This is a genomic window from Streptomyces sp. NPDC050743 (assembly GCF_044456925.1).
Lineage (GTDB): Bacteria > Actinomycetota > Actinomycetes > Streptomycetales > Streptomycetaceae > Streptomyces.
In genome coordinates, this window is sequence record NZ_JBITGJ010000007.1 from 99434 (window position 1) to 120818 (window position 21385).

At 70.5% G+C, this 21385-nt stretch carries 20 protein-coding genes and 1 pseudogene; 10 read left to right on the top strand and 11 right to left on the bottom strand.

The annotated features are described in order from the left end of the window. Positions 1–4: 4 nt before the first annotated feature. Positions 5–619, top strand: coding sequence for an OmpA family protein (locus ACIBJF_RS10710; protein ID WP_399173335.1), 615 nt, complete (start codon positions 5–7; stop codon positions 617–619). Between the two features lie 29 nt (positions 620–648). Here ACIBJF_RS10710 and ACIBJF_RS10715 read toward each other — a convergent pair whose 3' ends face one another. After that, positions 649–1062 (bottom strand): DUF3224 domain-containing protein, encoded by a 414-nt coding sequence (locus tag ACIBJF_RS10715; RefSeq protein WP_399173336.1) that lies wholly within the window; start codon positions 1060–1062, stop codon positions 649–651. A gap of 34 nt (positions 1063–1096) precedes the next feature. After that, the gene (locus tag ACIBJF_RS10720) at positions 1097–1492 is read right to left on the bottom strand and encodes a DUF192 domain-containing protein (RefSeq protein ID WP_399173337.1); all 396 of its coding nucleotides are present in this window, start codon (positions 1490–1492) and stop codon (positions 1097–1099) included. A 14-nt stretch (positions 1493–1506) separates the two neighbouring features. Here ACIBJF_RS10720 and ACIBJF_RS10725 point away from each other — a divergent pair, with 14 nt between their 5' ends. Beyond that, complete coding sequence (locus tag ACIBJF_RS10725) at positions 1507–2457, top strand: LLM class flavin-dependent oxidoreductase (RefSeq protein ID WP_399173338.1); 951 nt, start codon at positions 1507–1509, stop codon at positions 2455–2457. A 45-nt stretch (positions 2458–2502) separates the two neighbouring features. After that, positions 2503–3003 (top strand): GNAT family N-acetyltransferase, encoded by a 501-nt coding sequence (locus ACIBJF_RS10730; RefSeq protein ID WP_399173339.1) that lies wholly within the window; start codon positions 2503–2505, stop codon positions 3001–3003. A gap of 463 nt (positions 3004–3466) precedes the next feature. On the opposite strand, the gene ACIBJF_RS10735 is transcribed toward ACIBJF_RS10730, so the two are convergent. Together ACIBJF_RS10735 and ACIBJF_RS10740 are read right to left on the bottom strand one after the other, a co-directional pair. Further along, positions 3467–3982: a DinB family protein gene (locus ACIBJF_RS10735; RefSeq protein ID WP_399173340.1), complete on the bottom strand. Its 516-nt coding sequence runs from the start codon at positions 3980–3982 to the stop codon at positions 3467–3469. A gap of 124 nt (positions 3983–4106) precedes the next feature. Beyond that, positions 4107–5327 (bottom strand): RNA-guided endonuclease InsQ/TnpB family protein, encoded by a 1221-nt coding sequence (locus tag ACIBJF_RS10740; protein ID WP_399173341.1) that lies wholly within the window; start codon positions 5325–5327, stop codon positions 4107–4109. Positions 5328–5506: 179 nt separating this feature from the next. Here ACIBJF_RS10740 and ACIBJF_RS10745 point away from each other — a divergent pair, with 179 nt between their 5' ends. The 5 genes from ACIBJF_RS10745 (at position 5507) to ACIBJF_RS10765 (ending at position 12126) form a co-directional block, all read left to right on the top strand. Further along, positions 5507–6283 carry a methyltransferase domain-containing protein gene (locus ACIBJF_RS10745; RefSeq protein ID WP_399173342.1) on the top strand — a complete coding sequence of 259 codons (777 nt, stop codon included), beginning with the start codon at positions 5507–5509 and terminating at the stop codon, positions 6281–6283. 807 nt (positions 6284–7090) lie between these two features. Beyond that, the gene (locus ACIBJF_RS10750) at positions 7091–7864 is read left to right on the top strand and encodes an isoprenyl transferase (protein ID WP_399173343.1); all 774 of its coding nucleotides are present in this window, start codon (positions 7091–7093) and stop codon (positions 7862–7864) included. A gap of 346 nt (positions 7865–8210) precedes the next feature. After that, complete coding sequence (locus ACIBJF_RS10755) at positions 8211–9536, top strand: PhoH family protein (protein WP_399173344.1); 1326 nt, start codon at positions 8211–8213, stop codon at positions 9534–9536. A 399-nt stretch (positions 9537–9935) separates the two neighbouring features. Further along, on the top strand, positions 9936–10634 hold the full coding sequence (locus ACIBJF_RS10760) for a transglycosylase SLT domain-containing protein (RefSeq protein WP_399173345.1): 699 nt from the start codon (positions 9936–9938) through the stop codon (positions 10632–10634). Between the two features lie 151 nt (positions 10635–10785). After that, complete coding sequence (locus ACIBJF_RS10765; RefSeq protein ID WP_399173346.1) at positions 10786–12126, top strand: AI-2E family transporter; 1341 nt, start codon at positions 10786–10788, stop codon at positions 12124–12126. 21 nt (positions 12127–12147) lie between these two features. On the opposite strand, the gene ACIBJF_RS10770 is transcribed toward ACIBJF_RS10765, so the two are convergent. Beyond that, positions 12148–12681 carry an alkyl hydroperoxide reductase gene (locus tag ACIBJF_RS10770; RefSeq protein ID WP_399173347.1) on the bottom strand — a complete coding sequence of 178 codons (534 nt, stop codon included), beginning with the start codon at positions 12679–12681 and terminating at the stop codon, positions 12148–12150. A gap of 3 nt (positions 12682–12684) precedes the next feature. After that, positions 12685–13239, bottom strand: coding sequence for a peroxiredoxin (locus ACIBJF_RS10775; RefSeq protein WP_055704786.1), 555 nt, complete (start codon positions 13237–13239; stop codon positions 12685–12687). A 139-nt stretch (positions 13240–13378) separates the two neighbouring features. Here ACIBJF_RS10775 and ACIBJF_RS10780 point away from each other — a divergent pair, with 139 nt between their 5' ends. Beyond that, a complete protein-coding gene (locus ACIBJF_RS10780) occupies positions 13379–14326 on the top strand; it encodes a LysR substrate-binding domain-containing protein (RefSeq protein ID WP_399173348.1) in 948 nt (315 codons plus the stop codon). A gap of 178 nt (positions 14327–14504) precedes the next feature. Here ACIBJF_RS10780 and ACIBJF_RS10785 read toward each other — a convergent pair whose 3' ends face one another. The 5 genes and pseudogenes from ACIBJF_RS10785 to ACIBJF_RS10805 form a co-directional block, all read right to left on the bottom strand. Continuing rightward, complete coding sequence (locus tag ACIBJF_RS10785) at positions 14505–16814, bottom strand: ABC transporter permease (protein WP_399173349.1); 2310 nt, start codon at positions 16812–16814, stop codon at positions 14505–14507. Positions 16815–16897: 83 nt separating this feature from the next. After that, the gene (locus tag ACIBJF_RS10790) at positions 16898–17587 is read right to left on the bottom strand and encodes an ABC transporter ATP-binding protein (protein WP_399173350.1); all 690 of its coding nucleotides are present in this window, start codon (positions 17585–17587) and stop codon (positions 16898–16900) included. Next, positions 17584–18108, bottom strand: a complete 525-nt coding sequence (locus ACIBJF_RS10795; protein ID WP_351799130.1) for a PadR family transcriptional regulator — start codon at positions 18106–18108, stop codon at positions 17584–17586. The genes ACIBJF_RS10790 and ACIBJF_RS10795 overlap by 4 nt, the downstream gene beginning before the upstream one ends. 94 nt (positions 18109–18202) lie before the next feature. Continuing rightward, positions 18203–18433: a hypothetical protein gene (locus ACIBJF_RS10800; RefSeq protein WP_399173351.1), complete on the bottom strand. Its 231-nt coding sequence runs from the start codon at positions 18431–18433 to the stop codon at positions 18203–18205. Next, positions 18430–18795 (bottom strand): annotated as a pseudogene (locus ACIBJF_RS10805) (SPFH domain-containing protein); the annotation flags it as partial. The pseudogene ACIBJF_RS10805 and the gene ACIBJF_RS10800, both read right to left, overlap by 4 nt. 211 nt (positions 18796–19006) lie before the next feature. On the opposite strand from ACIBJF_RS10805, the gene ACIBJF_RS10810 reads away from it, so the two are divergent. Continuing rightward, positions 19007–21319 (top strand): transglycosylase domain-containing protein, encoded by a 2313-nt coding sequence (locus ACIBJF_RS10810; RefSeq protein ID WP_399173352.1) that lies wholly within the window; start codon positions 19007–19009, stop codon positions 21317–21319. The last annotated feature ends 66 nt before the right edge of the window (positions 21320–21385 follow it).

Consider the following 21385-nt stretch of genomic DNA (forward strand, 5'->3'; position numbering starts at 1 on the left):
CGAAGTGACCACCACCCGTCTTGCCCTCACCCTCACCGCCACCGCCCTCCTCCTCGCGGTCACGCCGGCCCAGGCCGACGACACGGGCCCGAGTCAGCCGCCGGACGCCGCGCCCTCCGCCGGTGCCCCGGTGAAGATCGACCCCACCGACCCCGACCTGAAGCTCCCCGAGGGGGCCACCCTCGCCGCGCCCAAGGTGCTGGACATCAAGTCGGTCGTGGAGGACCAGAGCGGGGACGAGCGACGCGAGGACACCAACGCAGACGTCACGTTCGCTCTGCAAGCCGAAGTCCTCTTCGGCAAGGACAGCGCGAAACTCAGCGAGGAGTCCAAGGGCCGGATCGCGGTCATCGCCGAGGAGATCAAGAAGCAGAACGCGACCCAGGTCCGTGTCTTCGGTTTCACGGACAACCTCGGTTCGTCCGCCCACGGCGACGTCCTGTCCAGGCAGCGGGCCAACGCCGTGCAGGCCGTGCTGGACCAGGATCTGAACGACCCGAACGTCGTCTTCGAGGTCCGCGGTTACGGCGAGCAGTACCCGATCGCCGACAACTCCACCGAGGAGGGAAGGAGGAAGAACCGGCGCGTCGAGGTGTCCTTCCCCCGCACCCAGGAGTGACCCAGGGGCAATCCGGCGGCGAAGTCCCGCTACTCACCCACCTCGTACTCGAACCAGATCCGATGGGTGCCGTCCGCGTCGATCCGCAGGCCGCCCGCCCCTCGGATCCCGGCCAGTGCCCCCGTCCCGCTCCCCGGCACGATCACGAAGAACTCGGCCTCTCTGCCCTCTCCGCGGGTCGTCGCCGAGTGGGCGAAGTTGAAGCCGCCGCTCAGCCCGCCGAGACTTCCCTCGAAGGACTCCATCGCGACATACGTACCGGTCCCACTGGACTGGTCGTACGCCGCGGTGAACAGCGTCTGCGACACCCCGGCGACCTCACCCTCGTACCGCTTCCGCATCGTGGCCACCCCGACCGGCACCGCCGTCCCGACCACCGGCTCCGGCAGCCGCACCTCCGCCGGAGCGAACTCCTCGACCTTGAACGTCCCTGAAGTCCTCATGACGCGATGCTAGGGCGCACCACTGACAACGCCCTCAAACCGAGCCACCCGCACCGCCCTCGACGTCCGCCCTCAACCGCACCCCCACCCGCACCCCCCACCCCGCCATCGCCCCCGCCTCCGCCTCCAGTACGTGCCGGGCCCGCACCCGGGGCAGCCCCAGGCGGCCCGGCGGCATCGTGCGGACGGCGAGGACGGTCAGGTGGCGGTCCAGGTAGGCGACGTCGATCGGGATGCGCATGCCGAAGGTGTGCACCCCGCTCGCCGGTGACAGCAGCATCGCCCCGTCGACCGAGTCCCGGCCCAGCAGGCCCTTCGTCCGGGCCCGGTAAGAGGCCGAGACCTCCAGCGGAAGGACCAACGGGTCCTCCGTTCGCTCGCCCCGGGGCACGATCAGCCTTCCGACCCCGTCCCGCCATCGTCCGCCCATGTCCGTCCCCTGTCATGGCCTGTCGGTGTCGCCAACTCTGCGCCGGGCAAAACCACTTGTCACCCCACGTCCTCCCCACTAGGAAGAGGTCCATGACTGGACTCGGTGTCGTCTTCCGCCCCCAGCTTCCGCCCGAGCGACTGCGGGCGGTGGCCCGAGCGGCGGACGAAGCAGAGCTTGAGGAACTGTGGCTGTGGGAGGACTGTTTCCGCGAGGGCGGGATGGCGACCGCCGCCGCGGCGCTCGCCTGGACCGAGCGGGTGCGGGTCGGCGTCGGGCTGCTGCCCGTGCCGCTCAGGAACGTGGCGCTGACCGCGATGGAGGCCGCCTCCCTGCACCGGATGTTCCCGGGGCGGGCCACCGTCGTCGTCGGGCATGGCGTGCAGGACTGGATGGGGCAGGTCGGCGCCCGTGCCGCCTCCCCGCTCACCCTCCTCGGCGAGCACCTCGACGCCCTGCGCGCCCTGTTCCGCGGTGAACGGCTCACCGTCCGGGGCCGGTACGTCTCCCTGGACGACGTCGCCCTCGACTGGCCGCCGGAGCGGGCGGTGCCCGTCCTCGCCGGCGCCACCGGGCCGCGCACCCTGCGCCTCTGCGGTGCCAAGGCCGACGGCACCCTCCTGACAGCCGCCACCTCACCGGACGGCGTACGCCAGGCCCGGCAACTCATCGAGGAGGGACAGAAGGAGGCCGGGCGCGGCGAGCATCACCCGGTCGTCGTCTACCTGCTCGCCGCCACGGGCCCGGACGCCGATGCCCGGCTGCGGGCGGAACTCGCCGACGAGGGGCTGGCGTCGGCCACGGACATCGGCGTCGCCGGTGACGCGGCGGCCGTGGCCGCGGCCGTACGGCGGCTCGCCGAGGCCGGTGCCGACACCGTCGTGCTGCAGCCGACCGGGGACGAGCCCGACCCGGAGGGGTTCGTGCGGTTCGCCGCCGAGGAGGTCCGGCCCCTGCTGGACTGACGTGACGCAGAGGCGTTGTCAGTGGCGGCTGCCACACTGCCCGGCATGAGCGACGAACGTGACGAGCGCGACGAGCACAGCGAAGTGCGCCTTCGGGGCGTCACGGACGACGACCTGTTCGTCTTCCTCGCCTATGAGCACGACCCGGAAGCCGTCCGGCGGTCGAGATTCACTCCCCGGCCGCGGGACGCCTTCCTGCGGCACTGGCGGAAGCGTGTGCTCGGCGATCCGGACTGCCTCGTGCGGACGGTCATTGTGGGCGGTGAGACCGCCGGGAGCGTCGTCTCCTGGACGGAGGGCGAGCGGCGGTTCGTCGGGTACTGGCTCGGGCGGCCGTACTGGGGGCGTGGCGTCGGCACGCGCGCCCTCGGCCTCTTCCTGGAGCTGGAGCGCGTACGGCCGCTGTACGCCGACCCCTTCGGCGGCAACACCGCCTCCGTCCGGCTGTTGGAGAGACACGGCTTCGAACGGGCCGGCACGGTCCAGCACGGAGACGACGAGCACATCCTCCTCGTGCTCGGGGGGACGGCCGGCGGGGGCCGCTGATGGCGGCACTTCCCGGTGCCGCCCCCGCCTCCCTCCCCGCGCCCTGGCAACTGCCCTTCGAGCCGGCCTGGGAGGCCCTGCGGGCCGGGAGCCGGCCCGTCGGCGCGGTGCTGTACGACCCGAGGGCCAGGTCGTCGCGGCCGGGCGCAACCGCGGATCAGTGCGCTGCTGCACAGCAGGCAGGGTCCGAGGGTGGTGTGCAGCCGGTGGCCGGGGTGGCGGCGGCCGGCCGGGAGCTGGGCGAGGGCGTTGATCTCGGCGTGCGCGAGGTCGGTGCCGGCCGGCCGGCCGGGCGGGGCGTCCGTCTCCCGGCCGCCGGCCCGGTTCGGCGGGCTGCTCATGCGGCTGTGGGAGGTGCGGTACGGACCACGGCGGTCGCCGGAGGGCGCGGGCGTGCGGGAGGCCCGGCGTCTGCTGGACGCCGGGGTGCTCACCGCGCCGACCGCCGAGGCGGCCTACGCCCTCATCGCCCCGTCCCCGGTCGGCTGGCGCCGGTCGCCGGCGGGTGGTCGCCGGTGGCGCCGTCGATCAGCTCCCGCAGGATGTCCATGTGGCCGGCGTGCCGCGCGGTCTCCTCCACCATGTGGACCAGCGTCCAGCGCAGGCTCACGGTGATGTCCCGCCAGGCCGGGCTGCCGGTGGCGTCCAGCGGCAGCCCGGTGATCACGGCGTCGGCGGCGGCGCGGGCGCGGCCGTAGAAGGCGACGATCCGCTCGGTCGTCTCCTCGGGGGTGACCCGCATGTCGTCGTGCGGGTCGAACCACAGGGGCTCGGCCTCGCCGCCGAACGCCTCCACGAACCAGCCGTACTCGACGCAGGCCAGATGTTTCACCAGGCCCAGCAGGTTGGTGCCGGACGGTGTCATCGGCCGGCGCAGCTGTTCGTCGTCCAGGCCGTCCAGCTTCCACAGCACGGCGTCCCGGTGCCGGTTCAGGCTCGCGTGGAGGGTCTGCTTCTCTCCGGCGGAGTATGTCGTCATGCGGGCGGAAATTAGCAGGCCCCGCCGACAACGCCCTGCGATCATGGCGGGCATGTCATTGAAGGCTCCCCTCCCTGAAGGGAGGGGATTCGTCGCCCTCCAGGGTTGAGCGGGGATTTGCGGCTCAGGCTGCCGCCGGAGCCGGCGGCTCGGGTGGTCTTACGCCCTCGGCACCGTCCGGGTTCCAACCTGCCCGGACCAGCATCACGCGGGCGGAGTTCTTGTCCCTGGGGGACACGGCTGCGCACGCGGTGCAGGTATAGGTTCTCATCGACAGAGGTAGTGCGTGCTTGGTTCTCGCTTCGCACGTGGCACAGTCCATCGTGGTGTGCGCCGGGTGCACGAGACGGACGTCCCGCGCGTGTTTGCGGCCCATCTCGACCAGGGCACGCTTCGTGGCGGCGATGGCGGCATCGGCCGCCTTGCGGGCCATGGTGGTCTTCGCCAGGAACCTCGGCCTGAAGTCCTCCACCGCGACCCCGTCGTGGCCGCGCATCACACGCTTGGCCCACTTGCGGGCGGTGTCCTCCCGCTGCCGGGCCACCTTCTTGTGCAGCTTCGCCGCCTGGGCTTGCGCCTTTCGGTAGCCGGCGGATGCGGGCTGTCCCTTGGGACGGCGCCGCCGGGCCATCATCCGCTGGTACCTTGCCAGCCGCTGCGCGGCCCGCTTGCCGTGCTCGGCATGCGGGAGGTCGTAGGCGTCGTCGGTGGTGGTGGCGGTCTCCGTCACACCCCAGTCCACGCCCAGGACGCGGCCGGTCTCACAGAGCGGCTCAACCTGAGCCGGGACGACGAAGGACGCATACCAATGCCCGAGCGTGTCCTGGTACACGCGCACACTGGACGGGTCGGCCGGAAGGTCCCGCGACCGCACCACCGTCAGCACGATCCGGCCCGCGAGGTGCAGGCGGCCGTCCTTGAGACGGAAGCCGCGCCGGGTGTAGTTGAGGCTGGGTCGCGCCTCCCGCTTCTTCTTGAAGCGGGGCGTCTGGGCCCGGCGCTGCTGCGGCAACCGGTCCTTGATGTCCTTCAGCGCCTTGGCACGGGACTTGGCGAAGTCGCGTATCACCTGCTGCTGCGGCACCGACGCGCCCGCAGCCAGCCAGGGCGTCGCCCCGCGTGCCTCGGTCAGCATCTTGTCCAACTGCCCCGGACCACACGTCAACTTCTCACCGGTCGCCCGGCTCTGCGCGTGCACCTGCTGGGACTTCGCGACGCACTCATTCCAGATCCACCGGCAGCGCGCCCACTCCGCTTCGAGTGCCCGCCGCGCGGTAGCCGACAGGCGCACACGGAAGGTGTACCGGGTATGCCCGGTGTCCTTCGTGGTCGCTTGTGTCGTCATGCATCCGAACCTACGCGGGAGGACTGACAGTTGAGAGCTCTCGATCATCGTGGGTGGCATCACCGCCGTGCGGGGTGGACGCCGGATCGCCCTGACGGCGATCCGGCTGTCCCTGCCCTGCTCCGCAGGAGTCCGATTCCTCCCCGGCCTGAAGGCCGGGGCATCCTCGGAGGAACCCGGTGAACCGCTCCTTCGAGGACCTCGTGACCGAGGGCGTCGCCGTACCCACGCAAGGGTGGGACTTCTCCTGGTTCGAGGGGCGGGCGAGTGAGGAGCGGCCCTCGTGGGGGTACGCCGTCTCGGCGGGGGAGCGGCTGGCCCGGGCCGAGGCCGTGCTGGACATCCAGACCGGCGGCGGTGAGGTGCTGGACTTCGCGCTGGGCAGGGCCGAGCCCGCCCGGCCGGTGCTGGCCGTCGCGACGGAGGGCTGGCCGCCGAACGTGGCCAGGGCCACCGCGCTGCTGCGGCCGCGCGGGGTGGTGGTCGTCGCCGCCGCGGACGACGCGCCGCTGCCGTTCGCCGACGGGACGTTCGACCTGGTGCTCAGCCGGCATCCGGTGCGGCCGTGCTGGGACGAGATCGCCCGGGTGCTGCGGCCGGGTGGCGCGTACTTCGCCCAGCATGTCGGGCCGGCCAGCGTCTTCGAGCTGGTGGAGTACTTCCTCGGGCGGCTGCCGAAGGAGGTGCGCTCGGCGCGGGATCCCGAGCGTGAGCGGGCCGACGCCGAGGCGGCGGGGCTGGAGGTGGCCGGGCTGCGGGCGGAGCGGTTGCGGATGGGGTTCCACGACATCGCCGCCGTCGTCCACTTCCTGCGCAAGGTGGTGTGGATGGTCCCGGGCTTCACGGTGGAGGCGTACGAGCCCCAACTGCGCGCGCTGCACGAGCGGATCGCGAAGGAGGGGCCGTTCGTGGCGCACAGCACCCGGCATCTCTTCGACGTCCGCAAGCCCGGCTGATTCACCCGCGGTTTACCAACGGTTTCCACATCGTTATCCGATGCGGTTCACATCGGCCTCATCCGTCACATAAGTTCAGACCAAGGTAATTCGCGCAGGCAAACACGCGCGGGCGGCACCGCGCAGTGGAGGGGGCTGCGCGGTGCCGTGAAACCGGGCGATGTTCCCGGGCGGCCGCAACGGAGCCGTCAAGTCGCCGTTCGCTGACCGGGTAGTCCGTCGGGGGGACCCCGGAGCAACGTGCCGACATATCCCCAAGATGGCGTAAACCGGTCCAGATCCCTCCGAATCATTTCGTATCCGATCGGTTTTGCCTGGGATTCCGCTGTGAACCGGCCATGAGACACCCCTGAATCCAGCGTTCCGCACTCATCGGGGCGTCGCCGGACGATTCCGGAGAGTAGTTGTGTCTCGCCGATGCACCCACGATCCCTTACGAAGGGTTATGGTGGAAACCCCCCCTCGGGCCGGTCCGTCTCCCCCCCACGGACCGGCCCGTTTTTCGTTCCCGTCACCGGGCGGCGCTTCGAAGGGAACACCGGCTGGGTCCATCGAGGGGGAACCCGGGAACCGCTCGGTGCCCGCCCCGCGTCCTCGCACAAGGGGTGCGGGGCCGCGCTCGACACGCGGCTGAGCCGTGTGGGCGCGACAAGCCCCCACGGACCCGCACCAGACGGCCGAAACCCCAAGCCCCCGAACCCCGATCCCCAAACCCCGAACCAGAACCAGGCCCCCGGCGGGGGTAGGCTCAACGGCTCGGGCACCCTTACGCACCGAACCCCCCATGCCAAACCCCCGGAGGGCCACGTGAACCTGCGCGACAACCTGCGCAGCCTGCTCGTCAGGCTCTACGCACGCCGGGTGGAGGGCCACCTCGACCACGCTCAGGTGCCCAAGCACATCGGCGTCATCATGGACGGCAACCGCCGCTGGGCGAAGGCGTCCGGTTCCACCACCGTCCACGGCCACCGGGCCGGTGCGGACAAGATCGAGGAGTTCCTCGGCTGGTGCACCGAGACCGACGTCGAGGTCGTCACCCTGTGGCTGCTGTCCACGGACAACTTCGACCGGCCGCAGGAGGAACTCGTCCCGCTGCTCGGCATCATCGAGGACGTCGTCCGCACGCTCGCCGCCGACGGCCGCTGGCGTGTGCACCACGTCGGCACGATGGACCTGCTGCCCGGCGGCATGCAGCGCACGCTGAAGGAGGCCGAGGAGGCCACCGCCCACATCGACGGCATACTCGTCAACGTGGCCATCGGCTACGGCGGCCGGCAGGAGATCGCCGACGCCGTGCGCTCCATGCTGCTCGACGCCCACGACAAGGGCGTGGCGATGGAGGACCTCGCCGACTCCGTCGACATCGACATGATCGGCCGTCACCTTTACACCGGCGCCCAGCCCGACCCGGACCTCGTCATCCGCACCAGCGGCGAGCAGCGGCTGTCCGGATTCATGCTGTGGCAGACCGCGCACTCCGAGTACTACTTCTGCGAGGTCTTCTGGCCCGCCTTCCGGAAGGTCGACTTCCTGCGCGCCCTGCGCGACTACGCCGCACGTCACCGGCGTTACGGCGGCTGAGCCCCGACGCACGCCCCGCTGGCCGCCAAGGCAGCGGGGCGTTCGCATACCCACGATTTGTCAGGATGTAACAAGGAGTTCACCGGCACGCCGATGGCCGCTTTTGCATGGCGGTGCATGTTCGAGGGCATAAGCCAAACAGGTCGACACCCGAACCACGGGTGTCGGATCTCAGCGGGCGGCACGGGGCCGTCCGCCCGGGAGGCCCTTTGCACCAGCCCGATCGTGCGGTCCACGCGCGGACGAAGAGGCGGAGGGCCGGTTCTCGGCCCGCGCAGGGCGGCCGACGACCGGTCCAGCTCGATCTCGTCGCTCCCCGACCTCATCCGAGGGGGTACGTCCTTCCGTGGTGACCAGCACAAAGCGCCACAAGCCAGACCGGCGCACCTATGTTCTCGACACCAGCGTCCTGCTGGCCGACCCGAACGCCCTGACCCGCTTCGACGAGCACGAGGTCGTGCTCCCCATTGTGGTGGTCACGGAACTGGAGGCCAAGCGGCACCATCCGGAACTCGGCTACTTCGCCCGCCAGGCCCTGCGCCTGCTGGACGACTACCGGGTGAAGAACGGTCGCCTCGACGCCCCCATCCCGATCGGGGAGCTGGGCGGGACCGTCCGTGTCGAGCTCAACCACTCGGACCCCAGCGTGCTGCCCACCGGCTACCGCCTGGGGGACAACGACTCCCGCATCCTCGCGGTGGCCCGCAACCTGCAGGCCGAGGGGTACGACGTCACCGTCGTCTCGAAGGACCTGCCGCTGCGGATCAAGGCGTCCTCCGTCGGTCTGCTCGCCGAGGAGTACCGCGCCGAACTCGCCATCACGGAGAACTCCGGCTGGACCGGAATGTCCGAACTGACGCTCTCCGGCGAGCAGGTGGACATCCTCTTCGAGGAAGGCCATCTCTACGTCCCCGAGGCCGCCGGGATGCCGGTGCACACCGGGCTGACCATCCACTCCGAGCGCGGCAAGGCGCTCGGCCGGATCACCGCCGAGGGCAACGTCCGCCTGGTGCGCGGCGACCGGGAGGCGTTCGGCATCAAGGGCCGCAGCGCCGAGCAGCGCATCGCGCTCGACCTGCTGCTCGACCCGGACGTCGGGATCGTCTCGATGGGTGGCCGGGCCGGCACCGGCAAGTCGGCGCTGGCGCTGTGCGCGGGCCTGGAGGCGGTCCTGGAGCGCCGCCAGCACCAGAAGGTCATGGTGTTCCGGCCGCTGTACGCGGTCGGCGGGCAGGAGTTGGGCTATCTGCCGGGCACCGAGGCGGAGAAGATGAGCCCGTGGGCGCAGGCCGTCTTCGACACGCTGTCGTCGGTCACCAGCCGCGAGGTCATCGAGGAGGTCACCGCGCGCGGGATGCTGGAGGTTCTCCCGCTCACCCACATCCGCGGCCGCTCGCTGCACGACGCGTTCGTGATCGTGGACGAGGCGCAGTCGCTCGAACGGAATGTGCTTCTCACTGTTCTGTCCCGAATCGGCGCGAATTCACGGGTTGTTCTGACCCATGACGTGGCGCAAAGGGACAATCTGCGCGTCGGCCGCTATGACGGAGTGGTCGCCGTCGTGGAGAAGCTGAAGGGGCATCCCCTCTTCGCGCACGTCACGCTGACTCGGTCCGAGAGGTCCCAGATCGCGGCGCTTGTGACCGAAATGCTGGAGGACGGTCACATCTGACTCACCCGCACGGCAGTTGGCGCCGTCCGGCAAAGGCCCAGAGCCTAGCCGGGCGGCGCCTTGGCGTGTAGAGCTTTCCGGAAATCCTCAGGGGCAAACGGGATGTGACCTTTCACACGCAACGCAGAATTGCCACCCGGCGACCGGTTACGGCAGAGTCTCAGTCCTGTCAGGCCCCGCATACGACACACCTGTACCCCCAGCGGTACAGCACCACAGAAGCACCACCAACTCCATAGAGTTCGTCGTATGCCGCCCGAGCACCACGCGGCGCTCCCCGGAAGGGGGGTTGCCCACCGGGCCCGCGCCTCCCGTGACCCCGCAGTTGGGAGGCCAGTGTCAGGGGCACGATTGCGTCCGCCAGGGTCACCGAAGCGGGCGATGCTGGAAGGAAACCGTGTGAGCCGGATTTCGGTCCGGGGATTCGCAGTGGCCTCGGCCACCGCGGTCACCGCCGTCGGAAGCGTCGTCGGAGTTGCCTCGGGCAGCGTCGCGCAGAACAACAACGACGCCGAGGCGACGGCAGCCGACACCACGCTCCTCGCAGACATACCCGCGGGTCAGCAGGCGCAGGTCCAGTCCGCGTCCCTGACGCAGCAGGCCGACGCCCAGGCCATCGCCGCGGACGCGAGTGCCAAGAAGGACGCCGAGGAGGCGGCCCGCAAGGCCGCTGCCGAGACCGCCATCGCGAAGAAGGCGGCGGCCGAGAAGGCGGCCAAGGAGGCCAAGGAGCGCGCCGAGGCGAAGGCCGCGGCCAGCCGCGACAGCGCCCGCGACTCCTCCAGCTTCCCCGTCCAGAGCAGCTACAGCGTCGCGCAGATCCAGGCGATGGCGCGTCAGATGGTGGCGGCCGACCAGTTCCAGTGCTTCAGCAACATCGTGGACCACGAGTCCAGCTGGAACTACCAGGCGACCAACGCCTCCTCCGGTGCCTACGGCCTCTTCCAGGCCCTGCCCGCCGGCAAGTACGCCTCGGCCGGCGCCGACTGGCGGACCAACCCCGCCACCCAGATCAAGTGGGGCCTCAACTACATGAACAGCCGGTACGGCAGCCCCTGCCAGGCCTGGTCGTTCTGGTCGGCCAACCACTGGTACTAGGCCCGTCCGGTCACCGCCGGTCGGACTCAACCTCGCGCAGCCCCTCCCCGTCCTTAGGGGAGGGGCTTTCGCCCTGTACGGTCGTACCCAACGCCTCCTGGGGGGAGGAGAGGTGGCGAGCACGCGGGGACGCGGGGGAAGAGGACGGATCATGTCGCGAGTGCCAGGGTGGCTCGGCAGGCTCGGTGCCGGTCTCACCGAGATGAGCGAGCGCCTGGACGAGCGCCGGGCGGAGGTGGAGCGCGAGACCGCCCCGGATCCCTCGGTCGCCCCGCCGGTCCCGTCGCAGCCCGCCGCCGGCCCCGACCCCGTCGCCGAAGCCGCCGTACCGCCCGCGCGCCGGCCCGCACCCGCGGCCTCCGGCCACCGCCCCGACCCCGCCGAGGCCGTGCCCTGGGGCGTGCGGGTCGCGGCCGAGGCCGGCTGGCGCATGCTGGTCCTCGCCGGCACCCTCTGGATCCTGATGCGGGTCATCAGCGCGATCCAGCTGGTGGTGTTCGCCTTCGTCATCGCCCTGCTCGTCACCGCACTGCTCCAGCCGACGGTCGCCCGGCTCACCCGCCGCGGAGTGCCGCGCGGCCCGGCCACCGCGCTCACCGCGATCAGCGGGTTCGTCGTCATAGGGCTGATGGGCTGGTTCGTGACCTGGCAGGTGATGGAGAACATCGACACGCTCTCCACCCAGATCCAGTCCGGCATCGACGACCTGCGCGACTGGCTGCTGAAGAGCCCCTTCCACGTCACCGACAAGCAGATCAACCAGATCGCCAAGAACCTCCGCGAGGCGATCGGCGCCAACGCCGACCAGATAACGTCGGCGGGCCTGGAGGGCGTTCAGGTCATCATCGAGACCCTCACCGGCATCCTGCTGGTGTTCTTCTCAACGCTGTTCCTGCTCTACGACGGCAAGCGCATCTGGGAGTGGTTCCTGAGGCTGGTGCCCGCCGCGGCCCGCCCGGGCGTGGCCGGCGCCGGTCCGCGCGCCTGGCGCACCCTGACGGCGTACGTGCGCGGCACGGTCCTGGTCGCCCTGATCGACGCGATCTTCATCGGCATCGGCATCTACTTCCTGGACGTGCCGATGGCTGTCCCGCTGGCCGTCTTCATCTTCCTGTTCTCGTTCATCCCGCTCGTCGGCGCGGTCGCCTCCGGCGCGCTCGCGGTGATCGTGGCGCTGGTCACCCAGGGCGTCTTCACGGCGGTCATGACCCTGGTGGTCGTCCTCGCGGTCCAGCAGATCGAGGGCCACGTCCTGCAGCCGTTCATCCTGGGCCGCGCGGTCCGCGTCCACCCGCTGGCCGTCGTCCTCACGGTCGCCGCCGGCGGCATGGTGGCCGGCATCGGCGGCGCGGTGGTGGCCGTACCGCTGGTGGCGGTGACGAACACGGTGGTCGGGTATCTCCGGCAGTATTCGGAGGAACTCCAGCGGCAGAAGGCCGCCGCGGACGAGCCCGTCGCTCAGAACGCCGAAGACCCCGCCCACCAAGGGTGAGCGGGGCCTTCGCAGAGCCGCTTACTCGGCCAGCACGGCCTCGGCGTCGAGGGTGACGCCGACCGCCTGGATCACCGAGGCGATCTTGAACGCCTCCTGGACGACCTCGCGCTCCACGCCCGCCTTGCGCAGCACCTGCTCGTGCGAGTCCAGGCACATGCCGCAGCCGTTGATCGCGGAGACCGCGAACGACCACAGCTCGAAGTCGACCTTCTCCACGCCCGGGTTGCCGATGACGTTCATCCGCAGACCCGCGCGCAGGGTGCCGTACTCGTGGTCGGACAGCAGGTGACGCGTCCGGTAGAAGACGTTGTTCATCGCCATGATCGCGGCGGCGGACTTGGCGGCCGTGTACGCCTCCGGCGAGAGGTTCGCCTTCGCCTCCGGCTCCAGCTCACGCAGCACGATCGGGGAACGGGAGGCGATGGCGGTCGCCAGCACCGTGCCCCACAGCGCTTGCGCCGGCAGGTCGGAGTTGCCGATGACCGAGCCCAGGTTGAGCTTCAGGTCCTTGGCGTAGTCCGGGACCCGGGACTTCAGCGAGTCGAGCGACATGGGTCACTCACCAGCCAGCAGCGCGACCGGGTCCAGGGTGTCCTCGCCCTTGGTCCAGTTGCACGGGCACAGCTCGTCGGTCTGCAGGGCGTCCAGGACCCGCAGGACCTCCTTGGGGTTACGGCCCACGGAACCGGCGGTGACCATGGTGAACTGGATCTCGCGGTTCGGGTCGACGATGAAGACGGCGCGCTGCGCGAAGCCGTCCTCGCCCTCGATGCCCAGGTCGCGCATCAGCTCGTGCTTGGAGTCGGCCATCATCGGGAACGGCAGGTCGGTCAGGTCCGGGTGGTCCTTGCGCCAGGCGTGGTGGACGAACTCGGAGTCACCGGAGAAGCCGAGGATCTGGGCGTCGCGGTCGGCGAACTCGTCGTTCAGCTTCCCGAACGCGGCGATCTCGGTCGGGCAGACGAAGGTGAAGTCCTTCGGCCATGCGAACACGACCAGCCACTTGCCCTCGTAGGACTTGTGGTGGATCTGCTCGAACTCCTTGCCCTTCTCCAGCGAGACGCAGGCGGTCAGTTCGAACTCGGGGAACTTGTCACCGACAGTGAGCACACGCTCTCCTTGCAGCGAGGAAAGGCTCCTTTTGAGAATCTTTCCCATGGGTTGGACGCTGTCGATGTTGGCACAGGGTGCATTGATTAGTGAAATAGCTACACTCGGTCGTGTTGATCGGAGGTAGTTATCAGTGGCCATGAGTAACGGCAAGCGAAGGCAGCCGAGCCTCGCACAGCTGCGTGCCTTCGCCGCCGTCGCCGAGCATCTGCACTTCAGGGACGCGGCGGCCGCCATCGGGATGAGCCAGCCCGCCCTGTCGGGCGCGGTCTCGGCGCTGGAGGAGACCCTCGGGGTGACCCTCCTCGAGCGTACGACGCGCAAGGTGCTGCTCTCGCCCGCCGGTGAGCGGCTGGCCCTGCGGGCGAAGGCGGTGCTGGACGCGGTCGGGGCGCTGCTGGAGGAGGCCGAGGCGGTCCGGGCGCCGTTCACGGGCGTCCTGCGCCTCGGGGTGATCCCCACGGTCGCGCCGTACCTGCTGCCGGCCGTGCTGCGGCTGGTCCACGAGCGCTATCCGCACCTCGACTTCCAGGTGCACGAGGAGCAGACCGCCAGCCTGATCGACGGCCTGAACTCCGGCCGTCTCGACCTGCTGCTGCTGGCGGTGCCGCTCGGTGTGCCCGGGGTCGTCGAACTTCCGCTGTTCGACGAGGACTTCGCGCTCGTCACCCCGCTCGACCACTGGCTCGGCGGCCGCGAGGGCATCCCGCGCGAGGCGCTGAGGGAGCTCAACCTGCTGCTCCTGGACGAGGGCCACTGCCTGCGCGACCAGGCCCTCGACATCTGCCGGGAGGCGGGCCGCGCGGACGCCCCGGTGACCACGACCGCCGCCGGCCTGTCCACGCTGGTGCAGCTGGTCGCGGGTGGCCTCGGCTGCACCCTGTTGCCGCGTACCGCCCTGGAGTTGGAGACCAACCGCAGCAGCCGGCTCCTCACCGGCTACTTCGCCGAGCCGGCCCCGAGCCGTCGGGTCGCCTTCGCCATGCGCGCGGGCGCGGCCCGGTCCGCCGAGTACGAGGAGCTGGCGGCGGCCCTGCGCGGGGCACTGCGCTCGCTGCCGGTGCGGGTGCTCGACCCGGACGCCTGAGCCCGCCGATCGATCAAATGAGTGTCGAACAAAGCGATGTGATCGGCTCGCTCGGTGAACGTCGGCATGCTGTTCGCCCAGGCCCGGAGGGTGGTGCGGGAGCACAGCCTGTGAGGCACCGGCCGTGGACCCCCGGGTGGGAGGGGCCCACGGCCGACCGCGCTCCGACGTCGCGCCGCTACTCGGTCCGCAGGCCCTCGGGCCGCATCAGCCGCAGCAGCGGCGGCAGGCTCAGCAGCGTGACCGTGACGACCACCGCCGCGCCGGCGCCGGCCATCGACAGCACGCTCGGCCAGTCCACGCTCACCGTCGCGCCCACCATCTTCAGCAGCACCCCGCCCAGCGTCAGCCCGACGGCCGAGGCGAGCAGCAGGCCCAGCGCGATGGGGATCGCCGTCTGCCACAGCACCGACATGCTCAGCGTGCGCCGCCGGGTACCGAAGGCGACCAGCGACGACAGCAGCTTGCGCCGCTCGCGCAACTGCTCCAGCTGGGACACCAGCAGGCTCGCCCCGATCAGCGCCAGCACACAGACGGCGCCGACGAACGTTCCGGTGCGGATGGAGGTGAACTTGTTCGACTCCTCGGTGGCCGACCACACCATCGCGTCCGCGAGCGGGTCGATCCGCGCCGCCGTGTTGCGGACGCGGTCGTGCACGTCCGGCACCGACTCGTCGAGCTTGAGGTACACCGATCCGGTCAGCGCGCTGATCATCCGGCCGGACAGCGCGGCCGGCGTCATCAGCACCTCGCTGTCCCTGGTCCCGCCCGGCCCGGTGATCGCGCGGGCCTGCTTCATCCCGTGCGGCACGGTCCAGACGACGTCCGGTCCGGCGCCCGTGCCGTCGCTCGTGTTGAGGTGGAGCCTCAGGCCCGGCCGGGCGAGCTTGTCCACGTCGGCGTCCCGTTTCCCGCCCTTGACCGTGAAGACGTCCCCGTCGTGGCAGGACGTCAGCCGGGCCACCTCACGCAGGGAGGCGCAGGTGCCGACGGTGAGGCTCAGCGTGTTCTCCGGCCCGTGGTCGGGGGTCCAGCGCCGGTCGCCCAGTTCGGTGCTGCCGAGCGCGGTGGCCTTGCGCACCCCCTTCGTCGAGGCGAACTTCCCGGCGGCCGGCACGAAGGGCAGCCCCCGTGGCAGGTTGACCTGCATCTGGATGCGGTCGGTGTCCCGCGCGGTGGACTTCGTGTAGTCGCCCTGGACGCCCGCGAACAGCATCTGCAGCGCGATCGCCCCGGCCACCGCGACCGCGATGCCGTTGACCATGCGGGCCGCCGAACCGCTGCTCAACTGCAGCCGCCGAACGGCCAGTTGCCAGGCCACCCCGCCCAGGCCCAGCCGGGCCACCACCGCCTCCACGACCCAGGGCAGCAGCGCGGTGACGCCGACCAGCAGCAGCAGGACGCCGCCGATCACCAGGTACTCGTTGAAGGTGCCGTTGCTCCGGCCCTGGCCGATCATCGGCGCGAGGCAGGCCAGTCCGCCCAGCGGCAGCAGCAGCCGCCACCACAGCCGGCGGCGGGCGGGCTTGGCCGTACGGACCACGCCCAGCGGTTCGATGACCACCCCGCGCAGCGCGAACAGCGTGACCAGGACCGCCGCCGCCGGAACGGCGACCGCGACCAGGGCGGCCAGCGCCGGGGAGGGGTTGAGATAGCTGGGGAACACGCTGACGCCCATGATCTCGACCGAGGCCGCCAGCTGCCGGCCGAGCAGGAAGAAGCCGGTGCCGAAGACCAGCCCGACCAGCGATCCGGCGAGCGCCTCGCCCGCCGCGATCCGCCGGGTCATCCGGCTGTCGGAGCCCACCAGCCGCAGCGCGGCCAGCCTGCGGTCGCGCCGCTCGCCGCCGAACCGCACGGCCGTGGCGATGAACACCGCGACCGGCATCAGCAGCACCACGAAGACCACCAGCACCAGCAGGATCAGCACCGGGTCCAGCCCCTCCTGCTGGGACGACCGCGAAGGCCCGAAGTGGGTGATCCGGGCCGTCTGCCAGCCGTTGATGCGCGGGGCCAGGTCCTTCGCACCGGCGTAGTAGGCGAGTTCGTGGGAGCCGATGAGCCCGGGCTCGCCGATCGTCCCGACGATCCGGTACGGCAGCCGCTCACGCAGCAGCTTGCCGTCGGCGGAGCCGAGCAGCGTCTTCAGCGCGGGGGAGACCACCATGTCGCCCGGTGCCGGGTACTTCGCCAGGCCCGGCGCGATCGGCGCCCGGGGCCCCTCCGGCTCCACCAGCCGGCCGCGGACGTCCGAGCCGCGGTACGTCGTGTCGGCGTCGGAGATCACCAGGGTGTTCGCGGCCTTCGGCAGGTGCGGGCCGTAGGTGTAGTCGTTGCGGTCCTCGTTGCGCTGGTCCCGTACCGCCAGCGCGTTCGGGATCGCGGTCGTCAGCAGCAGCAGCGCCACGCCGAGGCCGACACCGACCGCGGTCAGCAGCATCCGGACCCAGCCCTCGCGCCCACCGGTGAAGGCGAACCGGACCCCCATGCCGAGATCCCGGGACCACTTGGGATTGAAAGGGGTGGCGCGAAGCGCCTCCGATGGGGTGGTGGTGGGTGACGGGCGGGCGTTCATACGGCCCGCTCCATGTCCCGGGACTTCCCGTCGCGTACGACGATCTCGCGGTCGGAGTAGGCCGCCACCCGGGGCTCGTGCGTGACCAGGACGACGGCCGCGTTGGTGGTGCGGGCCGCGTCGGTCAGCAGCTCCATCACGCGCTCGCCGTTCAGCGAGTCGAGCGCGCCGGTCGGCTCGTCGGCGAACACCACCCGGGGCCCGGTGACCAGCGCCCGCGCCACCGCGACGCGCTGCCCCTGGCCGCCGGAGACCTCGCCGGGCCGCTTGCCCCCGAGGTCGTCCACCTCCAGGCGTTCCATCCAGGCGAGCGCGGCCTTCTCGGCCTGCTTGCGGGAGGTGCCGTTCAGCCTGAGCGGCAGCGCCACGTTCTCCACGCAGGTCAACTCGGGCACCAGCTGGCCGAACTGGAAGACGAACCCGAACTCGGAGCGGCGCAGCGCGCTGCGTTCGGTGTCGCTCATGCCGGCCAGTTCGCGGCCGTTGTAGACGATGGACCCGGAGTCGGGCGGCACGATGCCGGCGAGGCAGTGCAGCAGGGTCGACTTGCCGGAGCCGGAGGGGCCCATGACGGCGACGACCTCGCCGGGGTGGATGGAGAACTCGGCACCGTCGAGCGCGACCGTGGGGCCGTAGGCCTTGCGCAGGTTCTCGGCGGTGAGCAGGGAGCCGGCGGGAGGAGTCACTCGGCCACCGCCGCACGGAGCTTGTCGAGGCGCGCTGCGGTCAGTTCCAGCCAGCGCAGATCCGCCTCCAGGTGGAACAGCGCGTGGTCGCAGATCAGCTGGTCCGCGAGGTCGCCCTTGCGCTTGCGGTCGGTCAGGATCCGCATGCTGCGCAGGTGCTCGGCGCGCTGGGTGTCGAGGATGACGGCGGCGTCGCGGTGGGTGAGGAGGGCGAGGACGACCTTGGTGTACAGGGTCGACTGCAGGTACTCCTCGGGCTTCTCCGGGGTGCCGAGCCAGCGCTCGACGTCCGTGACGCCGGCGTCGGTGATGGCGTACCGCTTGCGCTCGGGGCCGCCGCCGGCCTCGATCCCGTCGACTTCCACAAGGCCGTGCTTCAGCAGCCGCGACATCGTGGAGTAGACCTGGCCGTAGTGCAGCGGCCGGTCGTGACCGAACTTCTCGTCGAAGGCCCGCTTCAGGTCGTAGCCGTGCCGCGGGCCGGACTCCAGGAGTCCCAGGAGGGTGTGACCGATGGACATGCGCAGCACTGTACACACGGTGTATACGCCGTATGTATACGCGGAGTGTGGAGATGATGGCGGGCTGTACGGCGGTCCAGGTGGGAGCCGATTGTCACGGTTCCGAAACAGGCGGCCTGCCCCTGCGCGGCAGAGGCCCGGCGTCCTTCGGCAGCCGGCCCGCCTCCGCGAGCGCCTTGCGCAGCACGAACTCGATCCGCGCGTTGGCCGACCGCAGCTCGTCCCCGGCCCAGCGCGCCAGTGCCTCGTACACCGACGGGTCCAGCCGCAGCAGCACCTGCTTGCGCGGCCGCGGCCGTCGCTTCGAAGTCTCCGCGTCCGTCACCGGTAGAGCGTCCCGGTGCCGAGGACCGGCTGCGGGGCCCGGCCGCCGCACAGCACCACCATCGGGTCGGACACCATCGCCACCTTGCGCTCCTCGTCCAGTTCCACGATGTCCTCCCTCACTGCCTCAAGGGCGTGGGAGGTATCCCCATCCACGATCCGGCCGAGCGCCGCCTCGACCATGGCGACCGCGCCGTCCACGATCCGCCGCCGCGCGGCCACGACCGCACCGGCCCGCTGCCGCCGGAGCATCGCCGAGGCGATCCCGGGAGCGTACGCGGGAGGCGTGAAGCGCGACTCCACGACCCGCACCCCGGCCGCCTCCGCCCGCGCCCGCAGCTCGACCGCCGCCCGGGTGGAGATCCGGGTCCGGTCCGCTGCCTGTCGTTGATCTAACCAAGCGATATCACTTTTGTGGGTGGAAGCAACCCGGTGACCTCCAGAACCGTCGGTTCCCTTGGAAACAGGTGCTGATTGTCACGTCCGTAAAAGAGCGGATCGGACGACCTTTGTCATATAGACGGGTGTTAGCTTTCGGAGTTGACCCCGAGACGGAAGCGGAGCGAAGGAACCCATGGGACGAGCGGAAGAGAGACGAGCGCGACAGCGCGGTGGCCACCGCGCGGCCCCCAGGCGCCGCCGCTCCGCCCCCACGGCGGGTGCACCGGCGGGCGGCAAGCCCGCGAAGAGCTTCATACGCCGGCTGTTCACCTGGAAGAAGATCCTCGGGACGTTCTTCGGGCTGTGCCTGCTCGGCATCGGCGGCTTCATCGCCCTCTACATGATCGTGGACATCCCCCAGGGCAACGCCCTCGCCAAGCAGCAGAGCAACATCTACAAGTACAGCGACGGCACGATCATGGCCCGGGTCGGCAAGACCAACCGCGAGAGCGTGGACCTGGCCAACGTGCCCAAGGACGTCCAGCACACCTTCGTCGCCGCCGAGAACAAGACCTTCTACACGGACTCCGGCATCGACCTCAAAGGCCTGGCCCGCGGTCTGTACAACACGGCGATGGGCCGCGGAGCCCAGGGCGGCTCCACGATCACCCAGCAGTACGTCAAGAACTACTACCTCACCCAGAACCAGACCGTCAGCCGCAAGCTCAAGGAGATGGTCATCTCCTTGAAGGTCGACCAGAAGCTGTCCAAGGACCAGATCCTCGCCGGCTACATCAACACCAGCTACTACGGCCGCGGCGCCTACGGCATCCAGGCCGCCGCCCAGGCCTACTACCACACCGACGCCGAGAAGCTGACGGTCCAGCAGGGCGCCTACCTCGCCGCGCTCCTCCAGGCGCCGAGCCAGTACGACTGGGCCGTCGCGACGCCCACGGGCAAGAAGCTGGTGCAGGCCCGCTGGAACTACGTCCTGGACAACATGGTCAAACAGCACTGGCTGGACCCGGCCAAGCGGCAGGACATGAGGTTCCCCTACCCCAAGGAGCCCAAGGCGGCGCCGGGCCAGGAGGGCCAGAAGGGCTACCTGATCGAGCTCGCCAACCAGCAGCTCGAACAGCGCCTGATGGAGGAGGAGAACATCAGCCGCTCCCAGGCGGAGGCCGAGGTGGTCGACCGCGGCTGGACCATCACGCTGAACATCGACAAGAAGAAGCAGACCAAGCTGGAGCAGGCGGTCAAGTCCCAGCTGACCGCCAAACTGGACGCCAAGAAGCGCAAGGCGGACAGCGCCGTCCAGGCCGGCGCGGTCTCGGTGGACCCGAAGACCGGCAGTATCGTCGCCCTGTACGGCGGCACCAACTACTTCGAGCACTACATCAACAACGCCACCCGCCGGGACTACCAGCCCGCCTCGACGTTCAAGCCGGTCATCCTCGCCGCCGCCCTCGAGAACAGCGCCACCACGCAGGACGGCAAGCCCATCACCGCGAACACGGTCTACGACGGCACCAGCGGCCGTCAGGTCGTGGACCACGGCAGCAAGGTCGGCTTCGGCCCGCCGAACGAGGACGACCACGACTACGGCCCCATCACCGTCCAGCAGGCGATGAACAACTCCGTCAACTCCGTCTTCGCGCAGATGGGCATGGACGTGGGCATGGGCAAGGTGATGAGCACGGCCAAGCAGCTCGGCATGGACACCACGGGCATGCAGGCGGTGCCCGCCCAGACCCTCGGCTCCATGGGCGCCAGCCCGCTGGAGATGGCCGGGATCTACGCCACGCTCGACAACCACGGCAACAAGGTGACGCCGAGCATCCTCAAGTCGGCCGAGCAGAGCGGCCGTAAGGCGCACATTCCCAGCCCGATCGGCGGCTCGGTGATCACCCGGACCGCCGCCGACTCCGTGACCTCGGTGCTGACCGGCGTGGTCGACGACGGTACGGCGAAGACGCACGTGGCGGACAACCCGCTGCGCGACGGCCAGCAGGTGGCCGGCAAGACCGGTACCTCCGACGAGGACAAGTCCGCCTGGTTCACCGGCTACACGCCCGACCTGGTCACCTCCGTCGGTCTCTTCGGCGAGGACGCCAAGACCAAGGCCCACGTCTCCCTGACGGGCGCCACCGGTCTGATCCCGCCCCGCGTCAACGGCGGCGGCCTCCCAGCGCAGATCTGGGCGGCGTACACCTTCGGCGTGACGGACAAGGCCGAGTTCGATCTGGACACCACCCAGGGCGCGGCGGTCCAGCCGACGGACACCCCGACCTACAGCCAGACCCCGTCGCAGACGCCGTCGCACACGCCGACCAGCAAGGCGCCGACCAGCTCCGCGCCGCCGTCCCGGACGCCGTCTCAGACGCCGTCCCGGACGCCCACGCAGACGCCGACGCAGACCCCGAGCCAGACGCCGACGCAGTCGCCGACGGACGAGATCACGCAGAACCCGCTCGATCCGGGCGGCAACCGGAACGTCGGCCAGTAGGCCGGTAGGCCGGTTGGAGCGCGCACGCGAAAGGGCGCCTGGGGAGTCCCCGGGCGCCCTTTCGCG